Here is a 615-nt window from a genome sequence, read left to right as displayed (position 1 = left end):
TGCGGGGATTGCGAGAGACCTGCCGATTGGCGTGGTCGATTTACAGCATTCGCAACTCTCTCGTAAGTTGATCCAAACGTTAGACGCCTCTTCAACGCTTTCTGTGGATTATCACTACACCAGTGCGAATGAAGCCAAGAATGCCATGATTGAAGGCGATATTTACGCTTTTGCCGTCATTCCATCTAAGTTTGACCAAGACATTTTGCTGCATCGCCAACCACAGCTTTCAGTGTTTTTTAACAGCCAATATATTTTGGTGGCAAAGTTAATTAATTCAGCCGTGGCACAAGCTCAAGGGTACTTTGATGCTCAGGTGCAAGTGATGGGCAATCTCGCCAAAGGCAATACAACGACGTTGTCCGCGCTCGGCCAAGCTGTGCCAGTGTCGACCCAAATCACCGCGCTGTTTAATCGCAACACTAACTACGCGCAATTTTTGGTCACCGCTATCGTGCCTGCGATTTGGCAAATTTGTATCGTTGTGAGTACGATTTTGATCCTTGCGGCGCACTTTCGCATTTATGGGGGCAAAAATGGCTTTGAGTTTTTGGGTAATAAACCATACACAAAACTCAGCGCAATTTTGAGCCAATACATCCCAGTGTTTATGTT

The 615-nt window shown here is 46.2% G+C and carries 1 protein-coding gene; it reads left to right on the top strand.

Features of this window, described 5'->3' with window-relative positions; genetic code table 11:
* The coding region (locus R7R78_RS27590) for an ABC transporter permease (protein WP_225474792.1) at positions 1 to 615 on the top strand (615 nt) is incomplete at both ends.

It is taken from the genome of Vibrio sp. 2134-1, assembly GCF_033339495.1.
This window is presented reverse-complemented; position numbering and strand designations above follow the sequence as displayed.